This is a genomic window from Pantoea sp. EKM101V (genome assembly GCF_011800325.1).
Lineage (GTDB): Bacteria > Pseudomonadota > Gammaproteobacteria > Enterobacterales > Enterobacteriaceae > Pantoea > Pantoea anthophila.
Genome location: NZ_JAALFP010000002.1, coordinates 314427 through 340356, shown reverse-complemented (window position 1 = coordinate 340356; position 25930 = coordinate 314427). Strand labels below are relative to the sequence as shown.

At 57.0% G+C, this 25930-nt stretch carries 23 protein-coding genes; 14 read left to right on the top strand and 9 right to left on the bottom strand.

All coding sequences use genetic code 11. From position 1 onward, the window contains the following. Position 1 precedes the first annotated feature (1 nt). Entirely contained in the window at positions 2–796 is a 795-nt protein-coding gene (locus tag HFD92_RS05490; RefSeq protein WP_167428458.1) for an ABC transporter ATP-binding protein, read from the top strand. Next, positions 793–2310, top strand: coding sequence for a histidine ammonia-lyase (hutH, locus tag HFD92_RS05485; RefSeq protein WP_185185188.1), 1518 nt, complete (start codon positions 793–795; stop codon positions 2308–2310). The genes HFD92_RS05490 and hutH overlap by 4 nt, the downstream gene beginning before the upstream one ends. Before the next feature lie 5 nt (positions 2311–2315). Here hutH and HFD92_RS05480 read toward each other — a convergent pair whose 3' ends face one another. After that, positions 2316–2948, bottom strand: coding sequence for a flavin reductase family protein (locus HFD92_RS05480; protein WP_009091235.1), 633 nt, complete (start codon positions 2946–2948; stop codon positions 2316–2318). Positions 2949–3089: 141 nt separating this feature from the next. Here HFD92_RS05480 and rlmF point away from each other — a divergent pair, with 141 nt between their 5' ends. After that, positions 3090–4022, top strand: coding sequence for a 23S rRNA (adenine(1618)-N(6))-methyltransferase RlmF (rlmF, locus tag HFD92_RS05475; protein WP_167428457.1), 933 nt, complete (start codon positions 3090–3092; stop codon positions 4020–4022). Positions 4023–4329: 307 nt separating this feature from the next. Here rlmF and glnQ read toward each other — a convergent pair whose 3' ends face one another. The 5 genes from glnQ to rhtA form a co-directional block, all read right to left on the bottom strand. After that, on the bottom strand, positions 4330–5052 hold the full coding sequence (gene glnQ / locus HFD92_RS05470; protein ID WP_009091231.1) for a glutamine ABC transporter ATP-binding protein GlnQ: 723 nt from the start codon (positions 5050–5052) through the stop codon (positions 4330–4332). Then, on the bottom strand, positions 5049–5708 hold the full coding sequence (gene glnP / locus HFD92_RS05465) for a glutamine ABC transporter permease GlnP (protein ID WP_009091229.1): 660 nt from the start codon (positions 5706–5708) through the stop codon (positions 5049–5051). The genes glnQ and glnP overlap by 4 nt, the downstream gene beginning before the upstream one ends. Positions 5709–5785: 77 nt before the next feature. Beyond that, a complete protein-coding gene (gene glnH, locus HFD92_RS05460; RefSeq protein ID WP_009091226.1) occupies positions 5786–6532 on the bottom strand; it encodes a glutamine ABC transporter substrate-binding protein GlnH in 747 nt (248 codons plus the stop codon). Positions 6533–6860: 328 nt separating this feature from the next. Continuing rightward, entirely contained in the window at positions 6861–7364 is a 504-nt protein-coding gene (dps, locus tag HFD92_RS05455; protein WP_009091225.1) for a DNA starvation/stationary phase protection protein Dps, read from the bottom strand. Positions 7365–7689: 325 nt separating this feature from the next. Continuing rightward, a complete protein-coding gene (gene rhtA / locus HFD92_RS05450) occupies positions 7690–8604 on the bottom strand; it encodes a threonine/homoserine exporter RhtA (protein WP_046101495.1) in 915 nt (304 codons plus the stop codon). Positions 8605–8972: 368 nt separating this feature from the next. Between rhtA and ompX the strand changes: the two genes are divergently transcribed. Next, positions 8973–9485 (top strand): outer membrane protein OmpX, encoded by a 513-nt coding sequence (gene ompX, locus HFD92_RS05445; RefSeq protein WP_009091221.1) that lies wholly within the window; start codon positions 8973–8975, stop codon positions 9483–9485. A 235-nt stretch (positions 9486–9720) separates the two neighbouring features. Here ompX and HFD92_RS05440 read toward each other — a convergent pair whose 3' ends face one another. Beyond that, positions 9721–9912: a hypothetical protein gene (locus tag HFD92_RS05440; RefSeq protein ID WP_033736362.1), complete on the bottom strand. Its 192-nt coding sequence runs from the start codon at positions 9910–9912 to the stop codon at positions 9721–9723. Between the two features lie 250 nt (positions 9913–10162). Between HFD92_RS05440 and mntR the strand changes: the two genes are divergently transcribed. The 7 genes from mntR (at position 10163) to HFD92_RS05405 (ending at position 19151) form a co-directional block, all read left to right on the top strand. Further along, positions 10163–10621 (top strand): manganese-binding transcriptional regulator MntR, encoded by a 459-nt coding sequence (mntR, locus tag HFD92_RS05435; protein WP_003850512.1) that lies wholly within the window; start codon positions 10163–10165, stop codon positions 10619–10621. Positions 10622–10641: 20 nt separating this feature from the next. Further along, complete coding sequence (locus HFD92_RS05430; protein ID WP_033736361.1) at positions 10642–11751, top strand: SLC13 family permease; 1110 nt, start codon at positions 10642–10644, stop codon at positions 11749–11751. A 148-nt stretch (positions 11752–11899) separates the two neighbouring features. Next, positions 11900–13045 carry an HlyD family secretion protein gene (locus HFD92_RS05425; RefSeq protein ID WP_009091215.1) on the top strand — a complete coding sequence of 382 codons (1146 nt, stop codon included), beginning with the start codon at positions 11900–11902 and terminating at the stop codon, positions 13043–13045. After that, positions 13042–14610 (top strand): DHA2 family efflux MFS transporter permease subunit, encoded by a 1569-nt coding sequence (locus HFD92_RS05420; RefSeq protein ID WP_009091213.1) that lies wholly within the window; start codon positions 13042–13044, stop codon positions 14608–14610. Before HFD92_RS05425 ends, HFD92_RS05420 begins: the two co-directional genes overlap by 4 nt. A 1-nt stretch (position 14611) precedes the next feature. Further along, the gene (locus tag HFD92_RS05415) at positions 14612–16141 is read left to right on the top strand and encodes an efflux transporter outer membrane subunit (protein WP_140924477.1); all 1530 of its coding nucleotides are present in this window, start codon (positions 14612–14614) and stop codon (positions 16139–16141) included. Between the two features lie 838 nt (positions 16142–16979). Continuing rightward, positions 16980–17381 carry an H-NS family nucleoid-associated regulatory protein gene (locus HFD92_RS05410; RefSeq protein WP_009091208.1) on the top strand — a complete coding sequence of 134 codons (402 nt, stop codon included), beginning with the start codon at positions 16980–16982 and terminating at the stop codon, positions 17379–17381. A gap of 177 nt (positions 17382–17558) precedes the next feature. Continuing rightward, positions 17559–19151: an ABC-F family ATPase gene (locus HFD92_RS05405; protein WP_009091206.1), complete on the top strand. Its 1593-nt coding sequence runs from the start codon at positions 17559–17561 to the stop codon at positions 19149–19151. A gap of 80 nt (positions 19152–19231) precedes the next feature. Here the strand turns inward: HFD92_RS05405 and moeB are convergent, their stop codons facing one another. Together moeB and moeA are read right to left on the bottom strand one after the other, a co-directional pair. After that, positions 19232–19999, bottom strand: coding sequence for a molybdopterin-synthase adenylyltransferase MoeB (moeB, locus tag HFD92_RS05400; protein ID WP_167428456.1), 768 nt, complete (start codon positions 19997–19999; stop codon positions 19232–19234). Then, positions 20000–21235 carry a molybdopterin molybdotransferase MoeA gene (gene moeA / locus HFD92_RS05395; RefSeq protein ID WP_009091204.1) on the bottom strand — a complete coding sequence of 412 codons (1236 nt, stop codon included), beginning with the start codon at positions 21233–21235 and terminating at the stop codon, positions 20000–20002. 253 nt (positions 21236–21488) lie between these two features. On the opposite strand from moeA, the gene HFD92_RS05390 reads away from it, so the two are divergent. From HFD92_RS05390 to gsiB, 3 genes are read left to right on the top strand one after another with little or no spacing between them, the layout of a single operon-like run. Further along, positions 21489–22448, top strand: coding sequence for an isoaspartyl peptidase/L-asparaginase family protein (locus HFD92_RS05390; protein WP_167428455.1), 960 nt, complete (start codon positions 21489–21491; stop codon positions 22446–22448). Between the two features lie 9 nt (positions 22449–22457). After that, positions 22458–24314, top strand: a complete 1857-nt coding sequence (gene gsiA, locus HFD92_RS05385) for a glutathione ABC transporter ATP-binding protein GsiA (RefSeq protein ID WP_150029466.1) — start codon at positions 22458–22460, stop codon at positions 24312–24314. A 54-nt stretch (positions 24315–24368) separates the two neighbouring features. Next, entirely contained in the window at positions 24369–25904 is a 1536-nt protein-coding gene (gene gsiB / locus HFD92_RS05380) for a glutathione ABC transporter substrate-binding protein GsiB (RefSeq protein WP_167428454.1), read from the top strand. Positions 25905–25930 lie beyond the last annotated feature (26 nt).

The window sequence follows — 25930 nt, the reverse complement described above, 5'->3', positions numbered from 1 at the left end:
TATGTCTGATTTGTCGCCCGTCACGCTGTCGGCCAGCGATATCCACAAATCTTTTGGTGCCATGGAGGTGCTGAAGGGCATCTCACTGCAGGCGCACAAAGGCGATGTCATCTCGATTCTCGGAGCCAGCGGCTCGGGCAAAAGTACGCTGCTGCGCTGCATTAATCTGCTGGAGACGCCCGATTCGGGCGTGGTCAGCGTCGGTGGTGAGACCATTGAGATGAAGCGCCATGCCCGCGGGCATCAGCTGGCCGCTAATCCGCGCCAGATTGAACGGCTGCGTTCCCGGCTTGGCATGGTGTTCCAGAGTTTTAACCTCTGGTCGCATCTGACGGTGCTGCAGAATGTGATTGAAGGGCCGCACTATGTACTGAAGCGCGACAAAAAAGCCTGCATCGCTCAGGCGGAACAGCTGCTGGACCGGGTCGGCTTACTCAACCGCAAAGATTTCTATCCCGCTCAGCTTTCCGGCGGTCAGCAGCAGCGCGTGGCGATTGCCCGCGCGCTGGCGATGGACCCGGAGGTGATGCTGTTTGATGAGCCGACCTCGGCACTCGACCCCGAACTGGTCGGTGAGGTGCTGAAGGTGATGCGCAGCCTGGCGGAGGAGGGGCGCACCATGCTGGTGGTGACGCATGAGATGGGCTTTGCCCGCCACGTCTCTAACCGGGTGGTGTTTATGCATCAGGGCACGATTGATTGTCAGGGCACGCCGGAAGTGATGTTTAGCGACGGCGGCTCGGCGCGCTTCAGGCAGTTTATCTCCCGTCATCATCAGGTGGAGCCGGTGTTATGAGCAGCACGCTGAATCCTCCCCAGGTGTGGGGCGATGCCCCGCTGACCTGGCCGTCGCTGGTGCAGGTCGCCCGGCACGATGCCCCTCTGACCCTCAGCGACAGCGCCTGGCAGCGGATTGCGCAGAGCCGCGAGATCGTCGGCACCATCGTGGCGACGGGGCAGGTCGCTTATGGCATCAATACCGGGCTGGGTGCGCTGTGCAACATCACCCTCTCTGAGGATGAACTGAGCCAGCTGTCGCGTAATACCCTGCTGAGCCATGCCTGTGGCGTTGGCCCGAAACTGGCCAGAGCCGAGGTGCGCGCCATCCTGTGTGCCGCGATCGCCAACTACAGCCACGGTAAATCAGGCGTCTCGGTGGCGCTGGTGCAGCAGCTGCTGGCGCTGCTCAACCGGGGGATTACGCCGCAGGTGCCGTCACAGGGGTCGGTCGGTTATCTGACCCACATGGCGCATATCGGGCTGACGCTGATCGGCATCGGTGAGGTGGAGTGGCAGGGCAGCGTCGTCCCGGCAGAGCAGGCGCTGGCGGAGGCAGGGCTGACGCCCTACCGGCCTGGCGCGAAAGAGGGGCTGAGTCTGGTAAACGGCACGCCGTGCATGACCGGCTTAGCCTGCCTGGCGCTGGATGATGCGGCGCGTCTGCTGGACTGGGCGGATGTCACGGGCGCGATGAGCTTTGAAGCGCTGCGTGGCCAGCTGGTGGCGTTTGATCCTGAGGTGCTGGCGCTGAAAGCCAGTCCGGGGATTCAGCGCAGCGGCGAACGTCTGCGCCAGTTGTTAAGTGACAGCCCGCTGCTGAAAGCGAGCGTCGGTATCCGGACACAGGATGCGCTGAGCCTGCGCTCGATGCCGCAGGTTCACGGTGCCTGCCGCGATCAGTTTACCCATGCGGTCCGTCAGGTGGAGACCGAACTCAACGCCTCTACCGACAATCCGCTGATTCTGGGCACCCCCGACGCCTGGCGCGTCGTGTCGCAGTCAAACCCGCACGGCGAGTCGGTGGCGATGGCCTGCGACCTGCTGGCAATTGCGCTGGCGGAGCTGGGCAGCATCGCGGAGCGACGGCTTGATCGGCTGGTGAATCCGCTGGTCAGCGGTCTGCCGCCGTTTCTGGTGGCCGAGCCGGGCGTCAACTCCGGCATGATGATTGCGCAATATGTGGCGGCGTCGCTCTGCGCGGAGAACCGCCAGCTCGCTCAGCCGGCGGTGCTTGACAACTTTGTCACGTCGGGATTACAGGAGGATCATCTGAGCCTCGGCACCGGTGCGGCACTGAAGCTGCTGAAATTGGTCAGCAATGTCGGGCACATCCTCGCGATTGAGTATCTGCTGGCGGCGCAGGCGCTGGAGTTTCACGGTGAATCCCAGCTGGCCGCAGGAACGCGGCGTGCCTGGCGGCAGTTACGGCAGGTGGTGGCGTGCTGGCAGCAGGATCGCTGGCTGGCGCCTGATATCGCCCGCGCGGCAGAACAGATCAGAGCGCACCGGTGCGATGCGCTTGAGGGATAGGCGGGTTACGACCGGCGGGCGTCCGGACGGACCAGGTCGAAGCGCTGGGCTTCACTGATGCCGTAATAGGCGCTGGGTCCCCCGGCGCGCAGAATCGGCTCCGCTTTGGCCGTCTGATAAATGCCCTCTTCCAGCAGCGTTTCACTGATGTGGATCGCCACCGCTTCACCCATGACCAGCCAGCTGTCGAGCGGGTTGCCATCGGCATCCTGCAGCTGTATCAGCTGTGTTAAACGACACTCAAAGTTGACCGGGCTCTCCGCCACCAGACTGGCGCTGACCTGGGAACCTGCCTGCGGTGTTAAACCGGCAAAGGTGAACTCATCCTGATCGGCAGGCAGCGACGCTGAGCTTTCATTCATCGCTTCCGCCAGCGGGCGGGTCGCCAAATTCCAGACAAACTCTCTGGTCTCAGCAATATTGCGGACGCTGTCTTTCCAGCCGCTGCTGGCGAAACCGATAATCGGCGGATGATAGCTGAAGCAGTTAAAGAAGCTGTAGGGTGCCAGATTGCGCTGGCCGCTGGCGCTGACTGAGCTAATCCAGCCGATCGGGCGCGGGCCGATAATGGCATTCAGCGGATCGTGCGGCAGACCATGACCGGCACGGGGTTGATAAGAATAGCGTTTCTGGCTCATAACCTCTCCAACGGGGAATAATGATTAATCTTAGCGCGACAGCATGGCCTGTCGAATCGGAAAGCGGTAAGCGGATGGTGCGGGTTTATTTTCACTCGCCTACAGCGTATTGTACGCGCGCCTGAATAACTGAGAGAACGTATGAAAAAGTCAGCCAGCACCTCGCCTTTCCACGCCCGCAATCGCCATCAGGGAGAGTACGATTTTGCCGCGTTAACCGCCGCGCATCCGCCACTGGCGGCCAAAGTCCGGCCCAACGGGTATGGCGTGCAGTCGGTGGATTTTGCGGACCCCGAGGCGGTGATGCTGCTGAATCAGGCGCTGATCAAACTGTTTTATGATATCGACTGGCAGCTGGCCCCCGGCTCACTCTGTCCGCCGGTGCCGGGACGAGCCGACTATCTGCACTACCTTGCGGATTTGCTGGCGCTGGATAACAACGACGTAATCCCTGCGGCGGACATCCTGGATGTGGGCTGCGGCGCAAACTGCATCTATCCCCTGATTGGCGCGGCGGAATATGGCTGGCGCTTTACCGGTACCGAAATCAACGAGGTTGCACTTAAAGCGGCCAACCGCATCCTGGCCGCGAATCCGCGCCTGACGCGCCAGATCCGTCTGCGTCGTCAGAAAAACAGCGACGCGGTGCTGGCGGGCGTGATCAGCAAAAACGAATTTTTCAGTGCTGTCATGTGCAACCCGCCTTTCCACGCCTCGGCGGAGGAGGCCGCGGCGGGATCGCAACGTAAATCACGCAATCTCGGACTCGATAAAGCGGCGCCGCTCAACTTTGGCGGTCAGCATAATGAGCTGTGGTATCCCGGCGGTGAAAAAGCCTTTATCGGCAGGATGATCGCCGAGAGCGTGGCCTTTGGTCGTCAGATCGGCTGGTTTACCTCACTGGTATCGCGCAAAGAGAATCTGCCCGCGCTGGAAAAACAGCTGCAGGCGCTCGACGTGGCTGAAGTGCGGGTGGTCAATATGGCGCAGGGTCAGAAGCAGAGCCGCTTCCTGGCGTGGAGTTTTATGCCTGCTGCCCAGCGCAGCAAACTGCTGAGTCGCCTGGGGAACTGAGGCATCTCATTACGCAGGTAGCAGGAATCTATCTGCTGAGAAAAAAGGACGTGCTGCGATGCGGCCGTTTCAGAGTGCTGACAAACCCAATCGGGGTTGCTCTTGCAGCAACACATTAGCTAATAGCGCAGGGAACCCGGGCAGAGGAGGAAAGCGTCCCGCGCCAGGGACGGCGCGGGCCGAGCGACCAGGGATGGTTTAAGCGACTTTCCGATCTGCCCATGTTCCCTTCGCAGGGTCGGTCTCACAGCTGGGCAGGGCAGACTTTGCCAACAATAAAAACGGGCCGCTAAGCGGCCCGTTTTGATCAGGAGACGTGCTGCAGAAATTCGCGCAGACGCTCACTCGGGGGATTGCTGATCAGGCTGTCGGGATCGCCATCTTCCGCAATCCGGCCTTTGTCGATAAAGATCAGACGCGAGGCCACCTTCTGAGCGAAGCCGACTTCGTGGGTCACAATCACCATCGTCATGCCTTCTTCCGCCAGGTCCTGCATCACCTTCAGCACTTCGTGACGCAGCTCCGGGTCAAGCGCGGAGGTCGGCTCATCAAACAGCATCATCTTCGGCTTCACCGCCAGCGCACGGGCAATCGCGACACGCTGCTGCTGACCGCCGGAAAGCTCAGACGGGAAGTGATGCGCACGCTCGGCGAGGCCCACTTTGCCCAGCAGCTCGCGTGCCAGCTGGCGTGCCGACTCTTTGCTGGCACCGCGCACCCGGATCGGACCGAACGCCACGTTGTCCAGCGCACTCATCTGCGGGAACAGATGAAACTGCTGAAACACCATGCCCGCTTCCTGACGAATCAGGCGGTCATCGACTTTCGGATCGTTGACGCGCAGACCATCCACAATCAGCTCGCCGCTGGTGATCTCTTCCAGCTTGTTAATGCAGCGCAGCAGGGTTGATTTACCGGAACCGGAAGGACCGATAATGACCACCACTTCGCCCTGGTTAATTTTCAGGTCAATATTGTGCAGCACCTGGGTCTGACCAAAATGCTTGGAGACATCTTTAAATTCAATCACAGGATTTTCACCCTTTTCTCAATGCGGCGCAGCACAAAGCTCAGCACCAGCGTAATCACCAGATAGATGATCGCGACGGCGCTCCAGATTTCCAGAGCGCGGAAGTTACCGGCAATAATCTCCTGACCCTGACGCGTCAGTTCAGCCACACCGATAACAATAAACAGCGACGTATCTTTAATGCTGACAATCCACTGGTTACCCAGCGGCGGCAGCATACGGCGCAGCGCCAGCGGCATAATCACGTAGCGCAGCGTTTCACGGCCCGACAGTCCCAGCGCCAGACCCGCTTCGCGGAAGCCTTTGTTGATTGACAGCACGGCACCACGGGTGATCTCGGCAATGTAAGCGCCGGAGTTAATCATGATGGTTACGACCGCCGCACTGAAGGGATCGATTCGCAGGTCGGGAAACGCCATTGGCAGGGCAAAGTAGATGAACATCACCTGCACCACGATAGGCGTGCCGCGGATGATTTCGATAAACACCAGCGCGATGTTATTGGTGATCCAGCCGCCGTAAGCACGGGCAAAACCGGCCACCAGACCGATAAGCAGACCGCCACACAGGCCGATGATTGAGATAATTAAGGTCAGTTTAGCGCCTTCGAGCAGCGCTGGCATGGCGGGCCAGATGACGCTCCAGTCAAACTCCATGGTGTCACTCCAGATATGTTGCGATGGAAAAAAGCAGGGAAAAGTTTCCCTGCTCAAATTAATTCACGGACAAATTATTATTTTGGTTCAGTGCCGAACCATTTTTTATAAAGCTGATTGTAGGTGCCGTTCTCTTTCAGGGTCTTCAGCGCGCCGTTGACTTTCTCGCGTAAATCGTCGCTGCCTTTCGGGAAGGCAATACCATACTGCTGCGCTTCGATTGAATCGCCCACCGCTTTAAAGCGGCCTTTACCGGCGGTGTGAATGAAGTAAAGGATGTTTGGCGTGTCATGCAGCACGGCGTCAGCACGGTTGGTGCCCAGCTCCATGTAGGCGCTGTCGATGTTCGGGAACTGACGCAGATCTTTCGATTTGATGTTGGCTTTCGCATACTCTACAGAGCCGGTGCCGCTTTTGACGGCGACCACTTTGCCATTCAGATCGCTGATGCCTTTGATGTTGTTTTCATTGTTACGCACCATCACCTGCAGACCGCTTTTGTAGTAGCCGTCAGAAAACTCAATCGCCTTCTTACGCTCTTCAGTAATGGTGATACCCGCCAGCGCCAGATCGACATTACGTGTCTGCAGGGCAGGAATGATGCCGCTGAAATCCATCGGCTTCAGGGTGTAATCGAGCTTCAGTTCTTTGGCAATCGCATCCCACAGATCCACATCAAAGCCGACATATTTGTCACCCTGTTTGAATTCAAACGGAACAAAGGCGGTATCGGTCGCGACGACCAGCTTCTTTTCTGCTGCGGTGGAGGAGAGGGAGAAGGCCAGCGCCAGCGCGGCCACAGAAACTTTTAACAGTGACTTCATCATTTTTTCCTTTTTACACTCAGGCGGCAGGACCTGCGTTTTCGGCTTGTCATATGAAAAAATTATGCCAACTTTGCAAGATACGCGAAATCAGTGAGTTAAATATCACAGCTGAAGCGATTTTGCAGGTTATTCTGCATTTGCACCGTTTTGGTGCTCTATTGTGGTGCAGGTGGCGATTTTGGTGCAAGCGGTAGTGTGCCTCAGTTGTTGAAGCTTTGAAGCGAAGAAGAGAAGAACTGTTAACAGGGTCATAAAACGGGGTTATACAGACGTAAAAAAGGCGGGTTTCCCCGCCTGATTGACTGCACAGTCACTGCATTAAGTCTTATTCAATGTTGGCTTCGATGAACCACAGGAACTTGTCCAGGTCGCGAGAGGCCGCAGTGAAGATGTCAGCAGTATCTTCATCTTTCACTTCGGTAATCGCTTTGCGGGTATCGTTAGCAACGATGGCATAACGATCGGCCAGTGCTTTCAGATGATCCTGCACGCTATGGATGTTCAGCGGATAGCTTTTCAGCGGGGTTTTGTCGTTCACGACCTGTGCGGTGCCCAGTGCCACGCCGCCCAGCTGCACAACACGTTCAGCAATCGTATCCTGATGATCGGTAATCGCGGTGCGGAAACCATCCAGCATCTCATGTACACCGATAAAGTTAGCACCGCGCATGTTCCAGTGCGCCTGCTTAGTGATCAATGACAGGTCAATAAACTCGACGACCAGACGATTCAGCACCTCGATGGTGGCTTTCTTTTCGTCTTCGGCTACGTCATTGCGGGTGTAAATCAGATCAGAAGATTTAGTTTTAACCAATTTAGCGGTACTCATCGTTTCAGTCCTCTCTTTGATGGTTGTCCTAATCAAGTACCGGATAAGTATAGCAGCGCTTTTTAACTTTGCAGAAACGACTTTATCAATGGATGAAATAGTGTCTCTCTTTGTCTGGTGCCGCGCGGGTTCAGGAAGGTTACTACTATGTTAAAATATAAAATAAAGAAAATTTTATTATGAATCAGTAAGTTAAATTATTTTGTAAATAACCGGTAAGTGACTGTTTCAAAATAGAAAGTGCAGCGGAATGAATCGGTTAAGAATAATTCTCATGTTGAGCATGATTGTTATTTAGCCCGCCATAACAGCGGGCAGGACGCGCTTATTTCTGAGTGTCGCCGGATAATTCCACGTTGTTCAGCTGGCTCTTTTTCGGCCGCATCGTCAGCGTCGATCCTGCCGACGCGATGATGATAGCCAGCAGCGCCAGCCACTGGAGTGCACTCAGCGTTTCCCCCAGAAAGAGCATCCCTGAAAAGGCAGCCATCGCCGGCTCGAGACTCATCAAGGTGCCGAAGATGCGCGCCGGTAAGCGGGTCAGTGCAACCATCTCCAGCGAGTAGGGGATGGCGCTGGAGAGCAGGGCAACCAGCAGCGCGATGGGCATAACCGCCCAGTTCCAGATGCCACTCTCGGCAAAGGTCAGTCCCAGTGGCACAAAAATAACCGAGGCGATCAGCGACCCGATTGCCACGGTAGCAGGACCATGCTCGGCGCCTGCCCGTTGTCCGGCCAGGATATAGATCGCCCAGCAGGCTCCGGCAGCGACAGCCAGCGCGGCCCCCACGGGGTCAATGGCGGTCATGCCTGTGCCAAACGGCAGCAGGAACCACAGGCCAATCACGGCCAGCACCACCCAGACAAAATCGAGCGGCCGGCGTGAACCAAACAGCGCCAGCGCCAGCGGGCCGGTAAACTCCAGACCCACCGCCACACCCAGCGGCACCGTACGGATGGCCAGATAGAACGTGAAATTCATTGTGCCCAGCGCCAGGCCATACATAAGAAGGGGAAGACGCTGCTCGCGGCTGAAGCGTAAACGCCAGGGTTTGAAAATTATGCAAAGTATCAGTGTGCCAAATCCCAGGCGCAGGGCGGTGATCCCGGTCGCCCCAACGGCAGGAAACAGTGACTTCGCCAGGGATGCACCGCCCTGAAGCGACAGCATCGCAATCAGCAGTACGGCGACCGGCAATAAAATCGGGGTAAGGTTTTTAGCAGCGGGAGAGGCAGACATCCTGTTCACTTTTCCTGGTCATCAACGAAATCAGTCGACCAGTGTAAAGGAAAGAGCGGCTAAAAAATCACGAATTTGCGTTTTAAATGCGAACGGGTTGCGCAGTTTTTGCCCGAATTCAGTGCCATTTTGGTAAAGAAATGTCAGGATTTTTTAGGATTTAACTTAAAGAGGGAATTCAGCACAAAATGATTGTTGCAGGAAGATGACGGATTTTATAAGAAAAATGAATGACATAGGATGTCGCATTAACGTCCTGTTACACCAAACTTTCTGTTAGACAACAAAATCCGGGCAGAGTTTCTCGCTATTTTTTGTTATATTTTCAGCGTTGTCAGGAGAGAAGTATTTTCACATTTGAGGTGGTTATGAAAAAAATTGCATGTCTTTCAGCATTAGCCTGTGTACTGGCAGTATCTGCAGGTTCAGCAATGGCACAGAGCACCGTAACTGGTGGTTACGCGCAGAGCGACTATCAGGGCGTGGCTAACAAAGCTAACGGCTTCAACCTGAAATACCGCTATGAAGACGGTTCTAACCCACTGGGTTGGATCGGTTCATTCACCTACACCGAAAAAGACCGCACTGAAGCTGGCGTTTACAACAAAGGCCAGTACTACGGTGTGACCGGTGGTCCTGCTTACCGTCTGAACGACTGGGCGAGCATCTACGGTGTTGTAGGTATCGGCTACGGTAAATTCCAGCAGAACGATACTTCTTCACGCGCTAAAACTGATTCAAGCGACGTAGGTTTCTCTTACGGTGCTGGTCTGCAGTTTAACCCAATTCAGGACGTCGCGCTGGACGTTGGCTACGAGCAGAGCCGCATCCGCAATGTGGACGTGGGTACCTGGATCGCTGGCGTAGGTTACAGCTTCTAAGTTTAGCTTAGCTGACCCGCCAAAAAACGGCCCCTTATGGGGCCGTTTTTTATTGTGCCGATATTCTCCCCGCCATGCAGGCTCCCGCCTTTCTCTTCCCCCACTGACAATCTCTGTGCCCTCATAGCAGGCAGCGTGATGCCCGTTGAGCGCGCGATGTGTCAGGCGAAATAAGAGAAAAGAAAATAAGCAGAAGGGGAGAGCGCCTCCCGGGCTGAGAGGCGCTGAAAAGGGGTCAGCCGCGCCAGATGAGCTTCTGACAGCGACGATCGGCGGGTTTGTGGCCCAGCAGTTTCTCAATCAACATCAGACGCAGCGTGAAGGGGGAACGCGTCAGCAGGCACAGCCAGGATTTCATCTCCGTGGTTGTTCTCTTCTCAGCCTGGAAGCATTTGCTGCAATCTAAGCAACATTTCAGGGTGCTCATAGAATCACCTCCCAATCATTGTCGACGCGGTCGTCAGCAGCCTGGAGTGAGATACGTCATCACCGGATCCACCCAGGATCGCAAAGGATCCTCTGTGTGCTGCTTACATTATCAACAAATATAGCACTGGCTATATCCTTTAGCCAAGGCTAACGAGGAAAAATTTGAGCTTCTTTGCGGCTGGTTTACAATAAGCGCAGCTAAATCCGTACAGCAGTGCCCGTACGGGAAATAATAATGAGGAAGCTGAATGAGTCGTCGTGCTAAAAGCGTGGTTTCTGCGCCAAAAGGACCACTGAAAGATATTGAAGAGCATGTCGAAGGTTTTCGGCAGGTGCGTGAAGCGCATCGTCGGGAGTTAATTGATGACTACGTTGAGCTAATCTCTGATTTAATTGGTGAATTTGGCGAAGCACGTCAGGTCGATATGGCAGCCCGCCTGGGTGTGTCACAACCGACCGTGGCAAAAATGCTGAAACGACTGGGCAGTGCCGGACTGGTCGAGCAGGTCCCTTATCGCGGGGTCTTTCTGACCAGCGAAGGGGAGAAGCTGGCCGAAGAGAGTCGTGCCCGTCATCATATTGTTGAAAGTTTTCTGCTGGCGTTAGGCATCAGTCCTGAAACTGCCCGACGCGATTCAGAAGGGATTGAGCATCACGTCAGTGATGAAACTCTGGCTGTGTTTAAGAAGTTCTCCGAAACCCGTTAACGCTAAGGCGTACCCTCATCATGCCTCAACTGCTTCGATCTTTTTTGCACGACTCTATTTTGCATTTATTAATCGTGTTGGGTGTGGTTCTGGCTTTTCTGGCGGATTTCCGCTGGGGCGATCTGCCAGGTGCCGTAGACTGGCACACCATCATCACGCTGACCGGTTTGCTGATCCTGACCAAAGGGCTGGAAACCAGCGGCTATTTTGATGTGCTGGGGGGACGGCTGATTGCGCGTTTCCGGCATGAACGCGCGCTGGCGCTGTTTATGGTGCTGGCTGCTGCGCTGCTCTCGACCTTTCTGACCAATGATGTGGCGCTGTTTATTCTGGTGCCGCTGACCCTGACGCTGCGCAAATTCTCTCATCTGCCCATCTCGCGGCTAATCATCTTTGAAGCGCTGGCGGTGAATGCCGGATCGCTGCTTACGCCGGTCGGCAACCCGCAGAATATTCTGTTATGGAGTCACGGCAAGCTCAGTGTTGTCGCGTTTATTGTGCAGATGCTGCCGCTGGCGGCATGGCTGCTGCTGAGCCTGATGGTCCTGACCTGGTTCAGCTTTCCAAAGCGGTCGATTGATAAGCATGACAATCCTGAACAGCCTGAGTGGCAGAAACCGCTGTTTATTGTCAGCGTGGTGCTCTACCTGCTGTTTATCGCCGGCCTGGAGCTGGAAATCACCGGCTGGGTGCTGCTGCTGATTCTCGCCACTTTCCTGGTCATGGCGCGCCCGGTGCTGCTGCGCATTGACTGGAGCCTGCTGGCGGTGTTTATCGCCATGTTCATTGATGTCTTCCTGCTGACCCGTCTGCCGGTGATGCAGGCGCACTTTGATGCGGTTTCCCACTTCGGTCATGGACAGCTCTATCTGCTGGCTATCGGGCTGTCACAGGTCATCAGTAATGTGCCGGCAACGATCCTGCTGCTGCAAAAGGTGCCACCCACGGATGTGCTCGCCTGGGCGGTGAACATCGGTGGATTCGGCCTGCTGCCGGGTTCCCTGGCCAATCTGATTGCGCTGCGTATGGCAAAAGATCGGGCCGTCTGGTGGCGTTTCCACCTGTTTTCACTCCCTCTGCTCGCCTGGTCGATGGCCAGCGGCTGGCTGCTGCTGCGGCTGCTCAATTAGTCCCACCCCGCCTGCCACCCTCATCAGGTGGCAGGACGTGCGCCATTTCTCAAGTTTCGTAAAGTTGCGCTGGATTTTGTCAGGTTCCGATATAAGGTTAACTAGACCTTTATGCCCGGAATCAGGGCCTTAGCCAGTGATGGGAACTATGAGCGAGAACAACCAACACGATCAACACCAGCAGGATGCCGATAACGCGACGGATAAAAACCGTCAGTCAGATGAAAACAAGGACAACGACCAGCAGCCAGAACGCAAACGCCCCGGTAAAAAGCCGCTGATTATTCTGGCGGTCGTGGTAGTGATCATGCTGATCGTTGGATTCTGGTTCTGGTTTACGACCCGCAATATTGAAACCACCGACGACGCCTTTACCGAAGGCGATGCGGTGACCATTGCGCCGAAAGCGTCCGGTTATGTGGTGAAGCTGCTGGTAAACGATAACCAGCGGGTGAAGAAGGGCGATCTGCTGGTGGAAATCGACCCCAGCGACAACCGTGCCCAGCGTGAACAGGCGCAGGCGCAGCTCGGCTTAGCTGTCGCGCAGCTTCATCAGGCGCAGGCGCAGCTGGCCCTGTCCCGGGTTCAGTATCCGGCTCAGCGCGATCAGGCGCTGGCGGACCAGGCGAAAGCGGAAGCTAACCTGCTGAACGCCCAGGCCGATTACCGTCGCCAGCGCGGCGTCGACCCGCGTGCCACCAGTCAGCGCAATATCGACAGCGCCTCGGCGCAGTTACGCTCGGCGCAGGCGCAGTTACAGAGCGCTAAAGCGCAGGTTGAAGTCGCATCACAGGTTGCCCTGCAGATTCGTCAGCAGGAAACCAATGTTGAAGCGCGTCAGCAGCAGGTTGAGCAGGCAAAAGCGCAGCTCAGCACGGCTGACCTTAATCTCTCCTATACCCAGGTTCGTGCGCCCTATGATGGCTTCATCACCAAGCGCAATGTTCAGCTGGGTACCCTGGTGCAGGCTGGCTCTTCGCTGTTCTCGCTGGTCTCACCGGACATCTGGATCACCGCAAACTTTAAAGAGTCTCAGCTTGAGCGCATGAATCCGGGCGATAAAGTTGAAATCAGCGTCGATGCCTGGCCGGATATGAAGCTGGAAGGGCATGTCGACAGCATTCAGATGGGCTCCGGTTCACGCTTTTCGACCTTCCCGTCAGAAAACGCCACCGGCAACTATGTGAAAATCGTGCAGCGCGTGCCGGTTAAAATCGTGATTGATAAAGGGCTCGATCCCAACCATCCATTGCCACTGGGTCTCTCTGTTGAACCCAAGGTGACGGTGGAATGAGTACGGCGCAGAGCTGGAAACCTGCCAGCAATCCGTGGTTAGTGGCGATCACGGTGACGCTGGCGGTGTTTATGGAGATCCTCGACACCACCATCGTCAACGTGGCGCTGCCGCATATCGCCGGTTCACTCTCCTCCAGTTACGATGAGTCAACCTGGGTACTGACCTCCTATCTGGTGGCAAACGGCATCGTGCTGCCTATCTCTGCATTCTTCAGCCGTCTGTTTGGTCGTAAACAGTTTTTCCTGATCTGCATTGTGATGTTTACCATCTGTTCGTTCCTGTGCGGAATCGCCACCGAACTGTGGCAGATCATTCTGTTCCGCGTCCTGCAGGGCTTTTTCGGCGGCGGCTTGCAGCCGGTTCAGCAGTCTGTGCTGCTCGACTACTTTAAAGCGGAAGATCGCGGCAAAGCCTTTGGTCTCTCCTCTATCGCCATCATCGTTGCGCCGGTGATTGGCCCGACGCTGGGTGGCTGGATCACGGATAACTACAGCTGGCGCTGGGTGTTCTTTATCAACATCCCGGTCGGGGTGCTGACCGTGCTGGCAATCTATCAGCTGCTGGAAGATCCACCGTGGGAGCGCAAATGGGCCAAAGGCAAACTTAAGATCGATTACATCGGTATCAGCCTGATTACCCTGGGGCTGGGTTGCCTGCAGGTGATGCTGGATCGCGGGGAAGATGAGGACTGGTTCGCCTCTCACTTTATCGTGCTGTTCGCCATTCTGGCGCTGGTCGGCATCGTCGGGGCCGTCTACTGGCTGATGTATGCCCGCAAACCGGTGGTCGATATCCTGGTGATGAAGGATCGCAACTTCTGGGTAGCGGGTTTGCTGATGGCGGGCATGGCGATGATCCTCTATGGCAGCTCTGTCGTACTGCCTCAGCTGGCGCAGCAGGACCTGGGTTACACCGCCACCTGGTCAGGTCTGGTGCTGTCGCCCGGTGCGGTGCTGATCGTGCTGACGATCCCGCTGGTGCTGAAGCTGATGCCGATTGTTCAGACGCGTTACATCATCGCCTTTGGCTTCAGCTGTCTGGCGGTAGCGTTTTTCTACTCCGCCACCCTGGCACCGAATGTCGATTTTGCCACGCTGGTGATGATGCGCAGCGCGCAGTCGATCGGGCTGGGCTTCCTGTTTGTTCCGCTGACCACCATCGCGTTTGTCACCATTCCGCAGCGACTCAATGCGGACGCTTCGGCGCTGTTTACCATGTTCCGCAACGTGGCCGGATCGATCGGGATTTCACTCTCGACCGCGGCCATTACCGAGCGCGAGCAGGTTCGCTCGGCGCACATGGTGCACAACATGACGCCGCTGAACGAGCAATTCAACATCACGCTGCAGCACTGGGCGCAGGCGATACGCGACTTTACTTCGGCGGTTGGCGATCCCGTTACGCTGGCAACCGGTCAGCTTTATCAGGAGATGATCGCGCAGTCGCGCATTCTCGCTTATATCGATGTCTTCTCAGGCCTGAGTATTGTCGCCCTGATTTTGATTCCATTTTGTTGGCTGCTGTCGCCGATTAAGAGCGAAGGCAGTGCAGGAGCACACTAACATGAAGGTTTTTTACTCTCATCGCCTGAAACCCGTGAGTTTACTGCTGGCTCTCGCTCTGGCGGGTTGCGCCGTCGGGCCTGACTATCAGGCGCCAAAACCGGCCGTGCCGGGCAGTTTTAACGCCATGGCGTCGCAGGAGGCGTCCGTACCCCAAAGCGCCGCGATTAATTCCCGCTGGTGGCGAAGCTTTAACGATCCGCAGCTCGACAGCCTGATTGAGCGGGCGATAGCGGGCAACCTGAGCCTGCAGCAGACGGTACTGCGTATTGCCGGGGCACGCGAACAGCTGACACAGGCCCAGGGTAGCCTGTTACCCAGCCTGAGCGGTTCGGCCAAAGTGACGCGTCAGCAGCTCGGTCTGGAAGGCTTGCTGAAAGCCAATGGGGCCACCGATCAGCTCGACAGTAACGTAGCCAGTCAGCTCAACGGCCTGACCCAGCCGGTCAATCTCTACCAGGGCAGCTTCGATGCGAGCTGGGAGCTGGATCTGTGGGGCAAAGTGCGCCGTCAGGTTGAGGCCGCCAGTGCCCAGCAGCAGGCGGCGATTGAGCAGCGCAATGATGCGCTGGTCTCACTGGAAGCGGAAGTGGCGCGCGCCTGGCTGCAGCTGCGCGGCGCGCAGAGCACCATCCAGACGCTGGAGCAGCAGATCAGCGTGGCGCAGCAGACGACCGAGCTGACGCAGAGCCAGCAGCGTAATGGTCTGGCGCCGCTGACCGACGTGGAGAATGCCCGGGCCCAGCTGAGCACGCTGCAGGCGCAACTGCCGCAGTATCAGTCGCAGGCGCGGCAGGCGATGAACGGCCTGGCGGTGCTGCTTGGCAAAACGCCGGGCGCGCTGGATGCGGAACTCAGTACGCCGAAACCGTTGCCGCCGCTGCCTCAGTTTGTGCAGGTGGGTATCCCTTCAACGCTGGCGCGCCGTCGTCCTGATATTCGTCAGGCTGAAGCGACACTGCATGCGCAGACCGCGGAAATTGGCGTCTCTGTCGCGCAGCTTTTCCCGAGCCTGTCGCTGACCGGCCAGCTGGGCGTGCGTAACACGGACGTCAGCTACCTGGATAACTGGAGCAGCCATTTCTACAGCTTTGGCCCCTCGTTATCGATTCCGATTTTCCAGGGCGGACAGCTGGTGTCGAGCGTGAAGCTGGCGCGGGCGCAGCAGGCGAGTGCCGCACTGGATTATCGTCAGACGGTGCTGACGGCGCTGCAGGATGTGGAGAATGCGCTGGTCAGCTATCGCGCCGATCAGCAGCGTGTCACCGCGCTGGATGAGACAACCGGTGCTCTTCAGCGTGCCTTTGATCTCGCCAGCGACAGCTACCGTCAGGGGCTCTCCACCTTCCTGGAGGTGCTGGATGCACAGCGCCAGCTGGCACAGGCACAGGAGCAGGCAACCCAGGCACGGATGCAGAGCGCGCTCGATCTGGTGGCGCTCTATAAAGCACTGGGCGGCGGCTGGGAAACATACCAGACTGTTGAGATGCCGCACTACTCCGTCTTCGGTCCGGCCACCCAGGCCAATTAGTTCTCAGGCGGTCGCGGCGCTGCTGCCGTGACCGCCTGCTTATCCCTCTCCGCTGCGCGGTCAGCCCGCCATCTTCCGTTTACCGATAATCTAACTCATTGAATCAGCGGCAATCGTTGCCGGAATTCGACAGGATAAAATGGCCGAAAATAAAACAGGCCTGACAGCAGGGCTATTATCTGCGCAGCGGTCAGGGCGTTATTATTTATGTGGCTGGCATCAGTTCAATTTAAGATTTTGAGCTGCGTCACCTTTCTGCGTTTATTTCAGGATGCTTTTTTAATGCCACTCAGAACGCGCATGACAATTCGCCAGCGTCTGCAGAACGCGACCGCTGTTGTTCAACGCTCTTCTCTGCGAATAATCTGACGCTGCTGAAAAACGCAGCGGTAAAACATGCCGGGAACGTCGCGACTGTCATAATAAAATCGAATAGGGCGATAATTCTTTAACGTTATTGCCCGATGAGAAGGGCAATTTTTAATCATGAACTGTAAACTATTGTGACAGAGGTAGCCTTTCCGGCCTTTTTTTATCGCCCGAGTATGGGCGGTAAACCGGAAATAACGGGCCTGAGCCTGCACGCTTTCGCAGATGCGGTTATGCCTCTGCAGGCGGTATCGTCCGGCTGAAATCGTTTTCAATACAGGGACACAGGCCCGGTTTGTTGTTAATTCATCGTTAATAAACCTCAGGCGGGTCCGATTTTAAAAGCCATATTTCGGCATAATTAATACTTAAGAATTATCTGGGGCGTAAAAATAATTTATTTTTTTATTTGAATTAGGTAATCTTGCCGCTACAGTTTTATTAACCCCCCTTAATCAAGGACATTGTGATGAGTGACGCATTTAAGGTACTGAACAATATTCGCACATTACGTGCCCAGGCTCGTGAACTGCCACTGACCGATCTTGAAGAGATCCTGGAAAAATTAACTGTTGTTGTGACTGAGCGCCGCGAAGAAGCAGAAGCAGAAGAGACGCAGAATCGCGAAAAAGAAGAAAAGCTCTCTAAATATCGCGAAATGCTGCTGGCTGACGGCATCGATCCTAATGAATTATTAGGTGCCCTGGAAAGCGGAAAAAAACGCACCAAGCGTGCGCCGCGTCCGGCTAAATATACTTACACCGATGAAAACGGTGAGCAGAAATCCTGGACTGGCCAGGGCCGTACCCCGGCAGCGATTAAAAAAGCGCTGGATTCCGGTAAAAGCCTGGACAGCTTCCTGATCGATTGATCGACACAATCCTTGTAAGTGGGAGCCGGGGGCCATGATGGCCTGCCGGCTTTTTTATTTCTGTCGGGATATCAATCACCCGGCCAGCAATCCATCCCCGACGCTGGCGTGCGCTGCGTCACATCTGGCATAATAGCCGCCGTTTTTTCATCCACTCTCTTCACAAAGGTCAATGCCGTGTTAGTTAGCAGCAATATCACCATGCAGTTTGGCAGTAAGCCACTGTTCGAGAATATCTCCGTTAAATTTGGCGGCGGTAATCGTTACGGTTTAATCGGTGCGAACGGCAGCGGAAAATCCACCTTCATGAAGATTTTGGGTGGCGATCTGGTGCCTTCAGCCGGCAACGTCTCTTACGATCCCAACGAGCGTATCGGTAAGCTGCGTCAGGATCAGTTCGCCTTTGAACAATTCAGCGTGCTGGACACCGTGATCATGGGTCACCATGAATTATGGGAAGTTAAGCAGGAGCGCGACCGTATTTATTCTTTGCCAGAAATGAGCGAAGAAGAGGGGTATAAGGTCGGTGACCTTGAGGCGCTTTACGGTGAGATGGATGGCTATAGCGCCGAATCCCGTGCTGGTGAGTTATTACTTGGTGTCGGTATTCCGGTTGAACAGCATTATGGCCCGATGAGCGAAATTGCGCCGGGCTTTAAATTGCGCGTGCTGCTGGCGCAGGCGCTGTTTTCCAATCCCGATATTCTGTTACTCGATGAACCAACCAACAACCTGGACATCGATACCATTCGCTGGCTGGAGCAGGTGCTGAATGAACGTGACAGCACCATGATTATCATTTCGCATGACCGTCACTTCCTTAATATGGTCTGCACCCACATGGCGGATTTGGATTATGGCGAGCTGCGTGTCTATTCCGGTAATTATGACGAATATATGACCGCCGCAACCCAGGCGCGTGAACGTCTGTTATCTGACAACGCCAAGAAAAAAGCGCAGATTGCTGACCTGCAGTCGTTCGTCAGCCGTTTCAGCGCCAACGCCTCTAAATCGCGTCAGGCGACATCGCGCGCAAAACAGATGGATAAAATTAAACTGGAAGAAGTGAAAGCGTCCAGTCGTCAGAACCCGTTTATCCGTTTTGAGCAGGATAAGAAGCTGTTCCGAAATGCCCTAGAAGTGGAAGGATTAACCAAAGGGTTTGATAACGGTCCGCTGTTTAAGAATTTAAATCTGCTGATGGAAGTGGGCGAAAAGCTGGCGATCATCGGTGCCAACGGTATTGGTAAATCGACGCTGCTGAAGACGCTGGTAGGGCAACTTGAGCCCGATAATGGCAGCGTTAAGTGGTCAGAGAATGCGCGCATTGGTTATTACGCGCAGGATCACGCCGAAGATTTTGCTAATGATCTGACCGTATTTGACTGGATGAGTCAGTGGAAACAGCCCGGTGATGATGAGCAGACGATTCGCGGTATTCTGGGTCGCCTGCTGTTTTCACAGGATGATATTAAGAAGCCGGCGAAAGTGCTTTCCGGTGGTGAGAAAGGGCGCATGCTGTTCGGCAAACTGATGATGCAGAAACCGAACATCCTGATTATGGATGAGCCGACTAACCACCTGGATATGGAGTCGATTGAATCGCTCAATATGGCGCTGGAGATGTATGAAGGCACACTGGTGTTTGTGTCGCACGACCGTGAATTTGTCAGCTCGCTGGCAACCCGCGTGATTGAGCTGAAAGCAGACAAGGTGGTGGACTTCACCGGCAACTATGAAGACTACCTGCGCAGTCAGGGAATCGTCTGATAAAAGGGGGTGGCGCAGGCCACCCCTTTTTTTGGCCCGGAATGGGCCGCAAGGTAATCACTCTGAGGCTGGAGCCCGCTTCAGGGAGTATATGCTCCATCGCCACACACTTCACAGTGCGCATCCTGCGCCACTTTCATGCTGCGGAATTCTGCACTCATGGCATCGTACATCAGCAACCGGCTGGTGGCCGGTGTGCCAAAGGCCGTCAGGACCTTAATCGCTTCCATCGCCTGCATTGCACCAATCACCCCCACCAGCGGGGCCATGACGCCTGCTTCGACACAACTCAGGGTCTGTTCGCCAAACAGGCGGCTGATACAGCGATAGCAGGGCGTGCCGGGCTGCCAGTTGAATACGCTGATCTGGCCCTCCATACGAATTGCCGCCCCGGAGACCAGCGGGACGCCCTGCTGGCGACAGAGCCGGTTGAGCTGCTCCCGCGCCGCAACATTGTCGGTGCAGTCCAGCACCACCTGCTGGCGGGCTATCAGCGCCAGCAGCGCCGTATCATCCAGCTGGCCGTTGACCGGATGCAGCTGACAGTGAGGATTGATGGCCGCCAGGCTTTGTGCCGCCGATTCCACTTTGGCACAGCCAATATCGGCGTCATGATGCAGTATCTGCCGTTGCAGGTTAGAGTGCGACACGGTGTCGAAGTCAAGCAGCGTCAGGCTGCCGATCCCGGCTGACGCCAGCCAGGGCGCGGCGGCACAGCCAAGTCCGCCCAGCCCGACGATCAGCGCATGACTGGCTTTAAGTCGCTCCTGACCGTCAAAATCGAAACCGCGCAGGACGATCTGCCGGTTGTAGCGCAGCATCTCCTCATCGTTTAATTCAGGCAGCATTTACGCCTCCAGCAGGGCGTTGAAGGGTTCCACCTCAACCCATTCGCCCGGCTCCACATTGCCGCGCTCCCGCTCCAGCACTATGAAGCAGTTTGCCTGCGCAAAAGAGCTGAAGACGTGGGAACCCTGCATGCCGGTGGTCTGCACCTCCAGCTCACCCTGCGCGTTCTGGCGCAGGATGCCACGCTGGAAGTCGAGCCGGCCCGGTGATTTTTTGAGCGCAGAGGCGCAGCGCACTTTCTGACGCGGCGGCAGAGCCGATTTCTGCAGGCCGGTAAGTTTCGCCAGCAGCGGCTGAACCAGCTGATAAAAGGTGACAGCAGCCGAGACCGGATTACCCGGTAAACCGCAGAACCAGCTGTGGCTGAGGCGGCCAAAAGCAAAAGGTTTGCCGGGTTTGATCGCCAGCTTCCAGAAGCTGATCGCCCCCAGCTCCTCCAGCATCGTTTTGGTAAAGTCCGCTTCCCCGACCGAGACACCGCCGGTGCTGATCACCACATCCGCCTGCCGATCCGCCTCTGCGAAAGCCGCCCGCAGGGCCGCCGGATCGTCTTTGATAATCCCCAGGTCGATGACGTCGCAGCCGAGCTTATTCAGCATCAGCGACACGGCGAAACGGTTGGTATCGTAAATTGCGCCTTCGGCCAGCGGTTCCCCCACCGGCTGCAGTTCATCACCGGTGGAGAAGATCGCCACCCGCACTTTTCGCACTACGCTGACCTGCGCGATCCCCAGCGAAGCCAGCAGCGGCAGTTCCGCCGCGCCCAGCCGCGTGCCCGCTTCCAGCACGACATGACCGGGCTGAATATCGTCGCCGGTCAGGCGGATATTCTGGCCGGGACGCACCGGTGCGGTGATCACAACGGCCCCCTCACGCGTTTCCGTCTGCTCCTGCATCACCACCGCGTCACAGCCTGCGGGAACCGGCGCACCGGTCATGATGCGGATCACGCTGCCATGCGGCCACTCACCACTGAAGGGTGCGCCAGCGAAGGCTTTACCGGCCACCGGCAGCGGCTCACCGCGGCTGATATCTGCCAGCCTGACGGCGTAACCATCCATCGCGGAGTTATCAAAGGGCGGTACGGCGATAGGGGAGGTCACCGCTTTTGCCGTGATGCGGCCAGCCGCCGCGGCCAGCGACACGTTCTCAGCGTCGGCGATGGGCGTCAGCTGCGCGAGCATTTTTTGTTGCGCCTCCTCAAGGGAGATCAAACCTGCAGTAAAACTTTCCATAAGGATCCAGCCTGGTGAATTCAGATGCTGCCTATTATGGTGGCAATTGGCCGCTGAGTCACATCGGTGTCACCCCGGGCTTGCCCGCGACAAGGGTCAAAATGATATAGGGTGGTAAGAAAAGGTTATAACCACAGGAACAGTTTCCGCTTTACAACCCTTAGCAGGCTTTCTATAGTCAAAAATCATCAAAAATGGATGAAAACCATTTTAAATCAGTGTTTTTCATGCGGATGCAACAGGGCAGAGCGTTATGGTTAAAGCAGTGATTGCCATTCACGGCGGCGCGGGTGCCATTACGCGCTCAGCGATGAGCGCTGAAAAAGAACAGGCATATCGTCAGGCGCTGCAGGAGATTGTTACTCAGGGCCAGCAGATCCTGACGCAGGGTGGCAGCGCACTGGATGCGGTAACGGAGGCGGTGCGGCTACTTGAAGAGTGTCCGCTGTTTAATGCCGGTAAGGGCGCGGTATTTACCCATCAGGGCACGCATGAACTCGATGCCTGCATCATGGATGGGCGCACGCTGGAGGCGGGCGCCGTCGCCGGCGTGACGCGGGTGCGCAATCCGGTTCTGGCGGCGCGTGCCGTGCTGGAAAAAAGCGAGCATGTGCTGTTCATCGGTGAGGGTGCTGAACAGTTCGCGGTGGCGAACGGGCTGGCGCCGGTGAGCCCCGACTACTTCTCGACGCCGGAACGGTGGGAACAGTTGCAGCGCGCGCTGAATAGCGATTCGGCGGTGCTGGACCATGATGGCGCGGCTCACCACGACGACCCGCTCGACCCTGACCGCAAGTTTGGCACGGTGGGCGCGGTGGCGCTGGACCTGGAGGGCAATCTGGCTGCGGCGACCTCAACGGGTGGCATGACCAATAAACAGGCCGGACGGGTAGGCGACTCGCCGCTGCCGGGTGCGGGCTGCTATGCCAGCAACGACAGCGTGGCGGTCTCCTGTACCGGCACCGGTGAGGTCTTTATGCGCACGCTGGCCGCTTATGACGTGGCGGCACAGATGCGCTATGCCGGTCGTACGCTGCAGCAGGCCAGCGTCAATGTCATTCATGACAGCGTACTGGAGCTGGGCGGCAGCGGTGGCCTGATTGCTGTCGATCGTGCGGGTAATGTGGCCCTGCCGTTTAACAGCGAGGGAATGTACCGCGGCGTCGCCCGGGTGGGCGAGCCAGCGGAAGTCGCTATCTACCGCGAAAGTTAAGGAGCAGAGATGAGCGACAGGCAAACGCATCCGACCCTGGCCCCTGAGCAGGTGCTGGCGGTGCGCGATCTCAGCGTAGAATTTCAGCATGAGGCGACCCTGACCCGCGCGGTGCGCCATTTGTCACTCGATCTGTTTCGCGGCGAGACGCTGGCGCTGGTGGGCGAGTCAGGTTCAGGCAAATCGGTCACGTCTCTGGCGCTGATGCGACTCATCGAGCAGGCGGGAGGCCAGGTCAGTGGCGAAGCGCTGCTGCGCCGTCGCAATGGGGAGGTGCTGGATCTGATGCGTGCCTCAAAGCAGCAGATGCGCCGGGTGCGCGGCGCCGATATGGCGATGATCTTTCAGGAGCCGATGACCTCGCTGAATCCCGTCTTCTCCGTCGGCGAGCAGATCGCCGAATCGATTCGTCTGCATCAGGGACAGAGTCATGCCGCCGCGCTGGCGGAAGCGCGCCGGATGCTGGACCTGGTGCGGATCCCTGATGCGCAAAATGTCCTCTCCCGGTTTCCACATCAGCTGTCAGGCGGGATGCGCCAGCGGGTGATGATTGCAATGGCACTCTGCTGCAAACCCGCCCTGCTGATTGCCGATGAGCCAACCACGGCGCTCGATGTGACGATTCAGGCGCAGATTCTGCAGCTTATCCGCGTGCTGCAGAAAGAGATGCAGATGGGGGTGATTTTTATCACTCACGATATGGGCGTAGTGGCTGAAATGGCTGACCGGGTTCAGGTGATGTACCGCGGCGAGGTGGTGGAAAAAGCCCCGGTCGACCGGCTGTTCAGCGCACCGGAACAGCCCTACACCCAGGCGCTACTGGCCGCCGTGCCAAAGCTCGGTGCCATGCAGGGCCAGCCGTTGCCCGCGAAATTTCCCCTGCTGCACAGCGACGCGGCCGACGACGTGCCGCAGGATACGGTACGCCGTCTGCAGCCCCCGATTTTACAGGTGCGCGATCTGGTGACCCGCTTCGATATTCGCGGCGGGCTGCTGAATCGGGTTAAAAGCCGGGTTCACGCCGTCGAAAAAGTCAGTTTTGACCTCTATGCCGGTGAGACACTGGCGCTGGTGGGCGAATCAGGCTGCGGTAAATCCACCACCGGACGTTCACTGCTCAGGCTGGTGGCGAGCCAGGGCGGTACGCTGACCTTCGACGGACAGCGGATAGATACGCTTTCCGGTGCCGCGCTGGCCCATCTGCGACGCGACATTCAGTTTATCTTTCAGGACCCTTATGCCTCACTCGATCCGCGCCTGACGGTGGGTTTTTCAATTATGGAGCCGCTGCTGGTACATAAGGTGATGCCGCGACGCGAGGCGGAGCAGCGCGTCGCCTGGCTGCTGGATAAAGTGGGCCTGCTGCCGGAGCATGCTCAGCGCTATCCGCATGAATTTTCCGGCGGACAGCGTCAGCGAATCTGCATCGCCCGTGCGCTGGCGCTGAACCCTAAAGTGGTGATCGCCGACGAGTCCGTCTCTGCGCTGGATGTGTCAGTTCAGGCGCAGATTATCAATCTGATGCTCGACCTGCAGCGCGAGTTTGGCATCGCCTTTCTCTTTATTTCTCACGATATGGCGGTGGTCGAGCGGATCAGCCACCGCGTGGCGGTGATGTATCTCGGTCAGATTGTCGAGATAGGGCCGCGTCAGGCGGTCTTTGAGCAGCCGCAGCATCCCTATACCCGCAAACTTATGGCGGCGGTGCCGGTAGCCGATCCGGCTCACCGCCGTCGTGAACGAGCCTTACTGGTCGATGAGATCCCCAGCCCGATCCATGCCTTAGGGGATGAGCCTGAAGTGGCGCCGCTGATGGAGGTGGCGCCAGGCCATTTCGTCGCGCGCCACGTTATCAGTGCGACCTGAACAGTGACGATGTCGCCCCGGCGACCAACCCGACAGGGATTACAGGAGAACAAGATGCAGATGACGATGCGTAAAGGGTTACTGGCGGCTGGCGTGTTAAGCAGCGCAATGGCACTGCCCGCCTGGGCAGCACAGGATGCGGTGATTGCCGTCGCGTCCAATTTCACGACGCTCGACCCCTATGATGCCAACGACACGCTGTCGCAGGCGGTCGCCAAATCTTTCTATCAGGGCCTGTTCGGCTTTGATAAAGCGATGAAGCTGACCAACGTGCTGGCGGAAAGCTATCAGGCCAGCCCGGACGGACTGACCTACACCATTAAGCTGCGTTCCGGCATCAAATTCCAGGACGGCACGGACTTCAATGCCGAAGCTGTGAAGGTCAACCTCGATCGCGCCAGCAATCCCGATAATCACCTCAAGCGCTACAACCTGTTTAAACATATCGCCAGCACCGACGTGGTGGATCCGACCACGGTTAAAGTGACGCTGAAGGAGCCGTTCTCCGCCTTTATCAACATCCTGGCGCACCCGGCGGCGGCGATGATTTCGCCCACTGCGCTGAAAAAATATGGCAAAGAGATCGGTTTCCATCCGGTCGGGACCGGTCCGTTTCTGTTTGAAACCTGGAATCAGACCGACTTTGTGAAGGTGAAGAAGTGGGATGGCTACTGGAAGCCGGGCTATCCGAAGCTGGACAGCATCACCTGGCGTCCGGTGGTGGATAACAACACCCGTGCGGCGATGCTGCAGACCGGTGAGGCGAACTTCGCTTTCCCGGTGCCTTATGAGCAGGCGAAGCGGCTGGAGCAGAACAGCAAGCTGGATGTGGTGACCACGCCATCCATCATGCAGCGCTACATCAGCCTCAACGTTACTCAGAAGCCGTTCGATAACCCGAAAGTGCGCGAGGCGCTGGAATACGCCATCAACCGTCAGGCGCTGGCGAAAGTGGCGTTCTCCGGATATGCGACGCCAGCGACCGGCGTTGTGCCGCCCTCCATCGACTTTGCGCAGAGCTATCCGGCGATAAGCTACGACCCGGCTAAAGCCAGAGCGCTGCTGAAAGAGGCGGGCTATCCGAACGGTTTCGAGACCACGCTCTGGTCGTCGCACAACCACAGTACTGCGCAGAAGGTGCTGCAGTTCACCCAGCAGCAGCTGGCACAGGTGGGCGTGAAGGTTAAGGTCACGGCGATGGATGCCGGTCAGCGTGCGGCGGAAGTGGAGGGCAAAGGGCAGAAAGAGAGCGGCGTGCGGATGTTCTATACCGGCTGGTCCGCCTCAACCGGCGAAGCAGACTGGGCGCTGACGCCGCTGTTCGCCACTGCAGCCTGGCCACCGGCCATCTTCAACACCGCGTTTTACAGCAATCCAAAGGTCGATAAAGATCTGGCCGATGCGCTGAAAACCACCGACCGTACTGAGAAAGCGCGCCTCTACAAAGATGCGCAGGATACCATCTGGCAGGATCACCCGTGGATCCCGCTGGTGGTTGAGCAGCTGGTCTCTGCTAACAGCAAAAACCTCAGCGGTTTTTATGTGATGCCCGATACCTCATTCAATTTTGATGAGGCGACTCTGAAGTAACGGAGCCGGCCAGCCTGCGGGCTGGC